Source organism: Mesorhizobium sp. M4A.F.Ca.ET.020.02.1.1, from assembly GCF_004022645.1.
In the GTDB taxonomy this organism is placed as follows: domain Bacteria; phylum Pseudomonadota; class Alphaproteobacteria; order Rhizobiales; family Rhizobiaceae; genus Mesorhizobium.
Window position 1 is genome coordinate 1 of sequence record NZ_RZOI01000142.1, and the last position, 10,453, is coordinate 10,453.

Annotated in this window: 11 protein-coding genes and 1 riboswitch; of the genes, 3 read left to right on the forward strand and 8 right to left on the reverse strand. The window is 63.4% G+C overall.

Annotated features, from left to right (window positions below; translation table 11 throughout):
- Nucleotides 1-83: 83 nt before the first annotated feature.
- The 5 genes from EN742_RS12055 to EN742_RS12075 form a co-directional block, all read right to left on the reverse strand.
- The gene (locus tag EN742_RS12055; protein WP_127406459.1) at nt 84-836 is read right to left on the reverse strand and encodes a glycosyltransferase family A protein; all 753 of its coding nucleotides are present in this window, start codon (nt 834-836) and stop codon (nt 84-86) included.
- Entirely contained in the window at nt 833-1,885 is a 1,053-nt protein-coding gene (locus tag EN742_RS12060) for a serine kinase (protein WP_128332846.1), read from the reverse strand. Before EN742_RS12060 ends, EN742_RS12055 begins: the two co-directional genes overlap by 4 nt.
- A gap of 50 nt (nt 1,886-1,935) precedes the next feature.
- Nucleotides 1,936-2,367, reverse strand: coding sequence for a PqqD family protein (locus EN742_RS12065; RefSeq protein WP_127406461.1), 432 nt, complete (start codon nt 2,365-2,367; stop codon nt 1,936-1,938).
- A gap of 142 nt (nt 2,368-2,509) precedes the next feature.
- Entirely contained in the window at nt 2,510-3,610 is a 1,101-nt protein-coding gene (locus tag EN742_RS12070; RefSeq protein ID WP_127406462.1) for a hybrid-cluster NAD(P)-dependent oxidoreductase, read from the reverse strand.
- A 77-nt stretch (nt 3,611-3,687) separates the two neighbouring features.
- Nucleotides 3,688-4,935, reverse strand: coding sequence for an aromatic ring-hydroxylating dioxygenase subunit alpha (locus tag EN742_RS12075; RefSeq protein ID WP_127406463.1), 1,248 nt, complete (start codon nt 4,933-4,935; stop codon nt 3,688-3,690).
- Between the two features lie 117 nt (nt 4,936-5,052).
- Nucleotides 5,053-5,256, reverse strand: a riboswitch (cobalamin riboswitch).
- A 502-nt stretch (nt 5,257-5,758) separates the two neighbouring features.
- Between EN742_RS12075 and EN742_RS12080 the strand changes: the two genes are divergently transcribed.
- The 3 genes from EN742_RS12080 (at nt 5,759) to EN742_RS12090 (ending at nt 6,564) form a co-directional block, all read left to right on the forward strand.
- Nucleotides 5,759-5,965 carry a DUF680 domain-containing protein gene (locus EN742_RS12080; RefSeq protein ID WP_127423106.1) on the forward strand — a complete coding sequence of 69 codons (207 nt, stop codon included), beginning with the start codon at nt 5,759-5,761 and terminating at the stop codon, nt 5,963-5,965.
- Between the two features lie 68 nt (nt 5,966-6,033).
- Entirely contained in the window at nt 6,034-6,243 is a 210-nt protein-coding gene (locus EN742_RS12085; protein WP_127407832.1) for a DUF680 domain-containing protein, read from the forward strand.
- Between the two features lie 81 nt (nt 6,244-6,324).
- Nucleotides 6,325-6,564: a DUF680 domain-containing protein gene (locus EN742_RS12090; RefSeq protein WP_126056947.1), complete on the forward strand. Its 240-nt coding sequence runs from the start codon at nt 6,325-6,327 to the stop codon at nt 6,562-6,564.
- Between the two features lie 95 nt (nt 6,565-6,659).
- Here the strand turns inward: EN742_RS12090 and ugpC are convergent, their stop codons facing one another.
- From ugpC to EN742_RS12105, 3 genes are all read right to left on the reverse strand, one after another.
- Nucleotides 6,660-7,772: a sn-glycerol-3-phosphate ABC transporter ATP-binding protein UgpC gene (gene ugpC, locus EN742_RS12095; protein ID WP_127420845.1), complete on the reverse strand. Its 1,113-nt coding sequence runs from the start codon at nt 7,770-7,772 to the stop codon at nt 6,660-6,662.
- A gap of 32 nt (nt 7,773-7,804) precedes the next feature.
- Nucleotides 7,805-9,469, reverse strand: coding sequence for an alpha-glucosidase (locus EN742_RS12100; protein WP_128332847.1), 1,665 nt, complete (start codon nt 9,467-9,469; stop codon nt 7,805-7,807).
- 4 nt (nt 9,470-9,473) lie between these two features.
- Nucleotides 9,474-10,453: carbohydrate ABC transporter permease (locus tag EN742_RS12105; RefSeq protein WP_148670083.1), on the reverse strand; the 980-nt coding region annotated here is incomplete at its 5' end.

The following is a 10,453-nucleotide window of genomic DNA, read 5'->3' on the forward strand; positions in this document are numbered from 1 at the left end:
CTTCAACGCGGCCACCGAGCGCAGCGTATCGGCAATGGTGGCGGCCGCGTTGAAGGCCGGAATGACGACGCCGTAGCCAGCCATCACATGAACCGCCAATCCGCGAGATCCTTGACCTCAAAGATCTTGTCGATCGCACACAGCGACGGGTCGGCCCGGCGCCGCTTCATCGATTTGTGGAGTGCGCGCATGAACTCGCGACGGGGAATATCAGGCTCCCTGGTCATGTTGCCGGGATGGCGCCTGTAATAGAGCCCCACCGTATCGGGCATGACATAGTTCGGGCCGCTCTCGAAAGTGCGCAGCAGGTAGTCCGTGTCTTCGGCCTGGCTGAAATCGGTGTCGAAGTCACCGATCCGATCGACAAGCCGGCGCGTGAATATCCCGGCCGACAGATGGATTCCGCGCACGGTCACGCAGTGGCTGTCGGCCGCCGGCTCCAGCGTCTCGTCGTCCAGATTGTCGGCCAGGGTCATCAGCGAATAGGTCAGATCGAGACCGGGATCGGTTTCGAAAAGCGCCAAATCGTCCTTGAAGCGGCCGGCCGGCGAGATGTCGTCCGAATCGAGGAAGGAGACAAAGCCGGTCTGTGGCAGGAGCCGCCGGAGGCCGGCGTTGCGCGCCTTGGTGACGCCCATATTGGGCTGCTGGAAAAGACGGATGCAGGATGCTTCGCTCATCATCGAGCGCACCACCTCAACCGAGCCGTCGATCGAGCCGTCGTCGATGACGATGATGTCGAGATCGGCACGGTCGCGCTGCCTGAGCAGCGAGCGCAGCGCAGCGCCGACATACTTCTCGCGGTTATGGACTGGCATAATCACGCTCAGCTTCATGCGGAGCCTCGCGCGAGAAACCCGGAAACTTTGGCGGCGATTTCCTCCGGGCGCGTCCCCAGCGCCAGACGGTAGCATGGCAAGAGGCGGGTAAGATCGCTGAAAAAGCGAAAGCCGCCTTCGCGCTCGCCAGGCATCTGAGCGATGCCGGACGGCGCCAACGCAATCATGGCGTCCTTGCGCGACAAGGGCATGACCGAGCTTGTCCCACCACCGCCGATATGTGGCACCACCAGCGCTGCGATGTCCAGACTTGCCGGCAGCGGCCGGGGCGCGACGTCATCGATGTGGAACGGATGCTTGCCCTGCCAGTTCAGCGGACCATAGGATTTCAGCCGCTGCCTGAGGCCAAGCCGTTCGAAACCCTCGGGATCCTGCTTGAGGGTGGAAAACAGCGGATACGCCCTTACCCCCTCATCCGTCCTGTCGATAAGCACATAGTCGTCGCCGACGCTGTCCAGGCCGTTGAGCAGGCCGGCGACGACGGTTCCCGATTTTCCTGCTCCACCGGCGCCGGCAAGCAGGATGCCCTTGCCGCCGATGCCCAGCGTGCCGGCATGCGCAAGCCGCATGCCGCGCGCCGCGTAGTCCCAATGCAGAAAGGCGCGCAGCGGCGCGCCCGGCTCCCAGGGCGGAAAGCCGTCGGCGGAGCGCATCAATTGCGCGCCGACACGGCGCTTGGGATCGTATACCTGCCAAAAGTCGAGGTCGTGGAAGTAGGAGCCGCGCAGCCCGGCGTCGGCAAGCCGGGAGGCAAAGGCGTGCGGGGCGAACTGCGCCTCGCCCCATTTCGCCGGAGCGGCGATGTTACCGATGCCTGGATGGGCGTTGAGGATGCGGCATACGCCCGACGCTTGCCGATCACCGCCGGCCGGAACAAGGCCGCGGTCGATGGCATCCGCGAAGGGGCCGGGCGTGAGATGGACAGCCATGTCCAACCGGTGCAAACGGACATCCCGCGTGACGGAATAGCTGGCGGCCGCACTCTCGGCCATGGCCAAAACCTGGCGGGCATAGTCCGGCAAGCTTCCGAGGGTGACCTGCGACATGGCCTGTTCCCGCGCACCGTCGCCAATGCGATCGGCCGCTCCCGGATGTCTCACGACGCGTGCTTGACCGCGGGCCAGCCCAAGGGTTCCTCGACCTCATGGATCGGATCGACCATGATGAGATCGGCAAGATCGTCGTGGACGTCAACTTTCAGGGGTTCGCGGGACGCGGCAAGCTCGGCCGGCAGCCCGCTCGGCAGCGGCTGCGCCGACGCATCCGGGGCTGGCGCCAGCAGGCCGAAATCGATGAGCTGCGCGATGAAGCTTTCGAGTTCGACCAATCCTATCGTCGCCGTTCCCGCGGCCAGTCCGACCAGCGCCGGGGCCGGCACGCCCAACGACAGCGCTTGCCAGATACGGCTGCCCGTATCGGAGAAACCGAAATACCTTCCGCTCGCGAGATCAAGCACGACGGCTTCGCCGTCGAAGGATTCAAAAACGATATCCTTGCTCGCAACAGCGTAGACATCCGCTGCCCGCATTGTTCTTGCCCCACTTCATAGCTCAAGCAACCGCGGTACCGCGGTGCTCCCCCCGAGGAACGCCTGTAAACACTCGGTTCCTGCTTGGCAAGACGATGGACACGGCGAGACACCTGTCACTTTTGGGGTTCTATGCGGCGGATCAGGCCTCGATTTCCAGCGCCGTCATCGGCCTCGAGCAGCAGGCGAGAATGAAGCCGTCGGCGATCTCGTGATCGAGGATGCCGCCATTGTGGCTCATCTCGACCTCGCCGGACACCTTCTTCACCTTGCAGGTGCCGCACAGGCCGAATTCGCAGGCGGCCGGGATCCTGACGCCAGAAGCGCGCGCCGTCTGCAGCACGGTTTGCCCGGCGATGCATTCGGCATCGACATCGGAAAGTGAAAAGCGAACCGGCGTCGCGGCCTCGACGGGCATCTCGATGCCGCCGTCGGTCGGCAGCGCGAACGGCGCCGGCACCTCCTCCACCACCGGCGCGGCAAAGCTTTCCTGGTGGTATTTGGCCATGTCGAAGCCGGCGGCCTCCAGCATCTGCCGGACGGCGCGCATGAACGGGTCGGGGCCGCAGCAGAAGATTTCCCGCTCGCGGTAGTCAGGTGCCAGAAGCGGAAGCCTTATGGCGTCGATCCGCCCCATGTGACCGAACCAGCCCTCGCGGCTGGAGCGTTCCTCGATCATAAAGCCGAGCGACAGGCCGGGCATGCGACTGCCCAGCAATTCAAGCTCCTTGCGGAAGATGATCTCTTCCGCCCTGCGCGCGCAGTTGACGAAACCGACATCGGTCCAGGGCGCGCAGTCGTTCAGCCAGCGCAGCATCGACATCATCGGCGTGACGCCGGAGCCGGCAGAGATGAACAGGTACTTGGCCGCCGGATGGCTGTGCAGCGAGAAATCGCCGGCCGGGCCATAGGCCTTCACATGGGCGCCGGGCTTGAGATTGTCGAACATCCAGCGCGTGCCGATGCTGCCGGCCTGCGCCTTCACCGTCACCGCGATCGAAAACGGCCGCGAGGGCGATGAGGACAGCGTGTAGGTGCGCATCAGCGGTCCGTCGGCGACCGGCAGTTCCAGCGTCACGAACTGGCCGGGCTTGTAGCGGAACCAGGTCTGGTTGTCGGAGCGGAAGGTGAAGGTCTTGACGTCCGGCGCCTCGTCGCTGACGCCGATCACCTCCAGCACCTGCAGCCGGTCGTTCCAGGGCGCCATCTCGTCGAGATGGCGATAGAGGGCGAGATCGGTCATCGCGTTCATCCCTTGGTCCTTTTCATTCTGCACATGTCGTGATGCCAAAACCGCTCAACACTTTTGGGCGCCATGTGCTAGGCAACACTGCGCAGCGTCGGCTGGCCGCCTTCGGCAAGGCGCGGGCCGATGAAGCCGGCGTACCATTCGACGAACTGGATGACGCCGCCCTCATGCTGCTCCGAATAGGGGCCGGGCTCATAGGCCGGCGACAGAATGCCGAAAGCGTTTTCCTCGACGATGCGGCGATCCTGGTCGTTGGTCTCGGTCCAGACATGGGTGAGTTCGGCAAGATCGTAATCGACGCCTTCCACCGCATCCTTGTGGACCAGCCATTTCGTCGTCACCGCGGTTTCGGTGGCGCTGATCGGCAGCACCCGGAAGGTGACGGCATGGTCGATCAGGATATGGTTCCAGGTCGTCGGATAGTGGTAATGCATCAACGTGCCGATGCGGTCCGCCGAGACGCTCGTGGATAGGTTCTTCCTCACCGCGCGCTTGCCGCTCATCGTATAGCTGACGGCATCGCGCAAGAGCGGCGCGCGGGTGGCGCGATACTGACCGGCGGGGTCGATGCGGAACTTGCTCGGCAGGCCCGCCGCCTCGCATTTCGCCCAATGCGCCTGCATCTCGGGATCGCTTTCGGCACCATGTACGCCGGTCACGGTCGGCGCCTCGGGAAAGGTCTTGCAGAGTTCGGGATGATTGCCGGCGCAGTGGTAGCACTCGCGGTTGTTTTCCCAGACCAGCTTCCAGTTGCCCTTCTCAACGATGGTCGATTCGAAAGCGACCTTCGCTTCGCTCAATCGATGCGGCAGGAGATAGGGTTCGATCATGGCGCGCATCGGCGCGAAATCGGCTGGCTGTTTCGCCAGGCAGATGAAGATGTAGCCGCCGACGCTCTCGCAGGTGACCGGCTTCAGGCCGAACTGGCTCTTGTCGAAGCCATCCGCCATCTGGCGGGCGAACAGCAGCCTGCCGTCGAGTTCGTAGGTCCATTGATGATAGGGGCAGACGAGCTTCGCCGCGGTGCCCTTCTCGGCGTTGCAGACGCGGCTGCCGCGATGGCGGCAGGAATTATGGAAGGCGTTGATCCTGCCTTGCTGGTCGCGGACCAGGACCACCGGATAATCGCCGATCTGCGCGGTGATGTAGCTGCCCGGCTTCGGCAATTCGCAATCGTGGCCGATGAACAGCCAGTCGCGATACCAGATTAGTTCCATGTCGAGCTTGAAGTAATCCGGGTCGGTGTAGAAAGGCTGTTCGAGCGAAAAGCCCTGCCTGCGGTTATGCAGGTGCCTCAGCATGTCGTTGCGCGCATCCATGTCCTGTCCCTCGCGTCGGTCGCATCAAGGACTGAACTGGTGGTGATGGAGAGGAACGGCGGCCACCGGCAGGGCCAGGCGCGCGCCATCCGCCTCTTGACCGCCCACCGCGATCAGTCGAGCCTAGAAATCTGGGGCTGGTTTCCGGGCTCTGGAGTGCCCTTGCGGGCGGGCGCGACACCTTCCCAGGCCAGATGGCCCAGTGGTCTCCCGTCGCGACTTGAACTCCACCACCGTTGCGGGGGCAGCGCCGGAATTTGACCGGCTTCCCAATTCTCCGTCCCGTCGTCACGGGTCGGCACCTGAGATGGCCTGATCTAATCACTAAGGCCGGCGGACCGTCGGTACGAAAACGACATCGCATCCGTGCGGGCGCGACACGCGTTTCGGGTTCGCGGCACGCTGGCGCCGAATTGCCGTCCTCGGGGGCGATCCGAATCGCGCGCTGGAAACGCCTTCATATCGACCGCTGACCGGGTCTGAATTGGTTAACAGTATAGAAAAGTGACCATTAGGAGATTCTAAAATCGAACCGAACGGTTCGTTTCTGTTGACAATGCGTGCAGGACGGTGTGAACGCAGATCTTCCAAATCGTCAACTGGGTCGATGGTCCATTCGGATAACATATTGATATTGCTTTACAATACAATACGTGTGGGAGGCCGTGGCACAATTTCAAGGTGCAGAGCCATGGTCCAGGCGAAACAACTTCGTGATTGGAAACCGGGAAGGGGCTCTCCCACATCGGGGCTGTCCGAACGACGCGCTTTCCTCCCAAGACACGCCGCTAGACGGACGGAAAAATATACTGGAGTACTAAAAATGAAAAAGATTGTTCTTACTGCCGCCGCCCTTCTGGCCATTTCCGGCAGCGCCTTTGCTGGTGGCAGCGACCACTACGGTTCGAACGGTGCCAATCAGCCCGCCGCTGCCGTCGACAGCTCGTACACGGCTTCGGTCAAGAAGTCGGAACCGGTCGCTCAGACGCCGGCACAGGGCTCGGACCGCAACCTGTTCGGCAACAACTAACACACGATCCCTGACCGCGGTGGGCGATGCCCGCCGCTCGGGATCCTCAGAAATTCAGGAACACTAAGATGAAGAAAATCATCCTTGCCACCGCAGCCCTCCTGGCCATCTCGGGCGGCGCTTTCGCAGCCGGCAGCGACCACTTCGGTTCTGACGGTGCCAACCAGCCGGCCACCGCGGTCGACAGCTCGTACACGGCTTCGATCAAGCAGTCGCAGCCGGCCGCCGAGAAGCCCGCCAACCAGGGCAGCGACCGCAACCTCTTCGGCAACAACTAGGCCGATCCGGACCACGCTCCAACGGAAGATGGACGCGGCGGACAGGCTCGCCGCTCCGATGCAGATTCAGGAGTACCAGAAATGAAGAAGATTGCTCTTACCGCCGCCGCACTTTTGATCGCCGCCGGCAGCGCCTATGCCCGCAATGACAATGTTGGCGGGACTGACATTAATCAGCGGCCGGCCGCCGCCGGCGTCGACACCACCCAGACGTCTTCGACGCGCGACACCAGCTCGCCGGTCTACAAGCTGCTAAACTCGTCGGGCGACGTTGAGAAGTCCGCCCCTCAGGGCAGCGATCGCAACCTGTTCGGCCGCTAACAGCCGGACAGAGCCGCCCATTCCGGTTCCACCGGCTGGCTGAATACCAGAGCGGCGGGCAGTGCCCGCCGCTCTTGTTTTGTCCAACGTGAAGTTCAGGCCGCCTTCGCTGCCGCCATGTGCAGCGTGAAGGAGTGGCCGTCCGCATCGAAGATGTGCAGGTCGCCGGCATCGGCGTTGAGCCGCAGCACAGCACCTCGCTTGACCTCGACATTGCCCGGCAGTTTCGTCACCAGCGGCAGGTCGGCGCGGCCGATGTCGACATAGACGAGTTGGACCTCGCCAAGCTGCTCGACATAGTCCACCGTTCCCTCGAACAGATACTCCGTGCCGGTAGCGATCGCCAGGTCTTCCGGCCGCACGCCGAAACTTACCGCCGCGCCATTCGCCGAGGCAGGGGTCGCGATCGGAACCGTCGCCTTGCGGCCGCCGACATGGCTGATGATGGTCGGATCGCCGGCCTTTTCGATCTTCGCCGGCAGAATGTTCATGGCCGGCGAGCCGATGAACTGGGCGACGAACAGATTGCCGGGCCGCTTATAGAGCTCCATCGGCGTGCCGACCTGCTCGATGCGGCCTTCCTTCAGCACCACGATCCGATCGGCCAGCGTCATCGCCTCGACCTGATCGTGGGTGACGTAGATCATCGTGGTGTTCGGCATTGATTCCTTCAGCTTGGCGATCTCGATGCGGGTGGCGACGCGAAGTGCCGCGTCGAGATTGGACAGCGGCTCGTCGAACAGGAACACTTTCGGATTGCGCACGATGGCGCGGCCAATGGCAACGCGCTGGCGCTGGCCACCCGACATCGCCTTGGGCAGCCGGTCGAGATATTTGGTCAACTGCAGGATCTCGGCCGCCTGCCGCACCCGCTTGTCGATCTCGGCCTTGCTTTCCTTGCCGATCTTCATCGAGAAGGCCATGTTGTCGTAGACGGTCATGTGCGGATAGAGTGCGTAGGACTGGAACACCATGGCGATGCCGCGTTTCGACGGCGGCACGTCGTTGACTACCTCGCCAGCGATCTTGAGCTCGCCCGACGTGATCTCCTCCAGCCCGGCGATGGACCTCAGCAAGGTCGACTTGCCGCAACCGGACGGGCCGACGAAGACGATGAACTCGCCCGACTTAATGTCGAGGTCGATGCCATGCAGGATGTTGAGATTGCCGTATGATTTCTTCACTTGCCTCAGCGTGACATCGGCCATGATTTCCTCCCAATGACGTCCGTTTCAAAAACTCAGTCGATGCGGCCGAACCAGGCGCCGTAGCCGCCAAGGCGGATGGAGCCGGCGCCAGCTTGGCTCGAAAAACCGTGCCCCGGCAAGGGCTGAAGCGAGCCGCCGCCGAGATCGACCTCGGCCGGCTCGCTGCCCAGGTTGAAGACGCAGACGACACGCTCATTGCCCTCGCGGCGGGTGAAGGCGACGGTGTCGCCCGCGCTTTCGATGAAGTCGATATCGCCCTTGGCCAGCGCCGGATGCTGGCGGCGGAAGGCGAGGAAGCGCCGGTAGTGCTCGAGCAGTGAGCTTGGGTCGCCCTGCTGCACGCTCACAGCCTGCGAAAGATGCTTGCCGGGCACCGGCAGCCAGGGCTTGGCCGCCGAGAAGCCGCCATTCTTGGCGGCGGCATCCCACACCATCGGCGTGCGGCAGCCATCGCGACCCTTGAATTCGGGCCAGAAGCGGATGCCGTAGGGATCCTGCAGGTCCTCGAACAAGAGTTCCGCCTCGCCGAGGCCGAGTTCCTCGCCCTGATAGAGGCAGACCGAGCCGCGCAGCGACATCAGCAGCGCCGAGATAACCTTGAGATAGGCGGTCGGATCGGCCTCGCTGGCGGCCCAGCGCGAGGCCGGCCGCATCACGTCGTGATTTGAGAAAGCCCAGCACGACCAGCCGTCGCTGGCGACCTTGCCGAAGGCCTCCAGCACCGCGCGCACCTTGGCGGCGCTGATCTTCTCGGGTGCGAGGAAGTCGAAGGAATAGCACATGTGGACGCGCTTGCCGCCGGCGGTGTAGGCGGCCACCACTTCCAGGCCGCGCTGCGAATCGCCGACTTCGCCGACCGCTGCCTGCGCCGGATATTCGTCGAGCAGGGCGCGGAAGCGTTCGAGGAAGCCGAGGTTCTCCGGCCGGCTCTTGTCGTAGATATGGTCCTGGTAGTTGTAGGGGTTGACAGCCGGAGCCGTCTGGTCGTTGCGCTCCTCGGGCGGCAGCGGCGGATTGTTCTCCAGCCCCTGGCTGTGGAAATAGAAATTGATGGTGTCGAGGCGGAAGCCGTCGACACCGCGCTCCAGCCAGAAACGGGTGACGTCGAGCAGCGCGTCCTGGACCTCCGCGTTGTGGAAGTTGAGGTCGGGCTGCTCGGCGAGGAAATTGTGCAGGTAGTATTGCTGGCGGCTGGTGTCCCATTGCCAGGCCGAGCCGCCGAAGATCGACAGCCAGTTATTGGGCGGCGTGCCGTCCGGCCTGGCGTCGGCCCACACATACCAGTCGGCCTTCGGATTGCTGCGGCTCGAACGGCTTTCCTTGAACCAGGGATGGATGTCGGCGGTATGTGACAGCACCTCGTCGATCATCACCTTGAGGCCAAGCCGATGCGCCTCCGCCACCAGCGCATCGAAATCGGCGAGCGTGCCGAACATCGGGTCGACGTCGCAATAGTCCGATACGTCGTAACCGAAGTCCTTCATCGGCGACTTGAAGAAGGGCGATATCCAGATGGCATCGACGCCGAGCGAGGCGATGTAGGGCAAGCGCCGGACAATGCCCTTCAGGTCACCGATGCCGTCGCCATTTGAGTCCTGGTAGCTGCGCGGATAGATCTGGTAGATCACCGCGCCCCGCCACCAGTCGCGATCGACGGCGGGGTCGGGCCTCGACGTCGCCTTCAAAGCCGATTGCATTGTCTCAACCTCCTTTCACCGAGCCGGCAAGCAGCCCGCGTACGAAATAGCGCTGCAGCGAGAAGAACACGATCAGCGGCACGATGATGGTCACGAATGCCGATGTCGTGAGGATCTCCCAGTCACCGCCGCGCGAGCCGAGCAGCGCGTTCAGCTTGGCGGTCAGCACGATCTGGTCGGCCTCTGTACCGAGGAAAACCATCGCCACCAAGAGATCGTTCCACACCCACAGGAACTGGAAGATGGCGAAGGAGGCGAGCACGGGGAACGACAGCGGCAGCACGATCTTGACGAAGATCTCGAAATCGCTGGCGCCGTCGATGCGCGCCGATTCCATGATCTCGCGCGGCAGCCCGGCAATGTAGCTCCTGAGCAGATAGATGGCGAAGGGCAGGCCGAAGCCGGTATGCGCCAGCCAGATGCCAAGATAGGTCTTGGATGGCACGCCGAAGAACGAGCCGACGCCGTTGTAGAGCTTGAGCAGCGGTATCAACGACATTTGCAGCGGCACGACGAGCAGGCCGATGATGACCGCGATCAAAAGCGCTCGGCCGGGAAAGCGCATCCAGGCCAGCGCGTAGGCCGCGAAGGCCGCGATCAGGATCGGGATCACGGTGGCCGGAATGGTCACCGTCAGCGAGTTCATGAAGGAGCGGCCGATGCCTTCCGAGAACAGCACCGTCTTGTAGTTGTCCGTGGTGAACTTCGGCGGCGCCGACGACGCGAAATAGACGCGCTGGCCGCGGTCGCCCTCGAAGGCCTTGGGCGAGGCAAGCACGAAGCTGCCGTCGGCATTGACCTGCAGGGTCACGCCGTCGCCGAGATCGGCGGTCGAGCCGGCCGGATATTTCGTCGGCGCGGCCGACTTGACGCCGAATGCGCTGATATCGCGCTTTGCGCCGTCGCCGAAGATGTTGGCCTCGATGACGAACTTTCCGTCCTTCTCGACCTGCGCCGAGGCGGCGGGCAGCCGCCCGGGTCCGG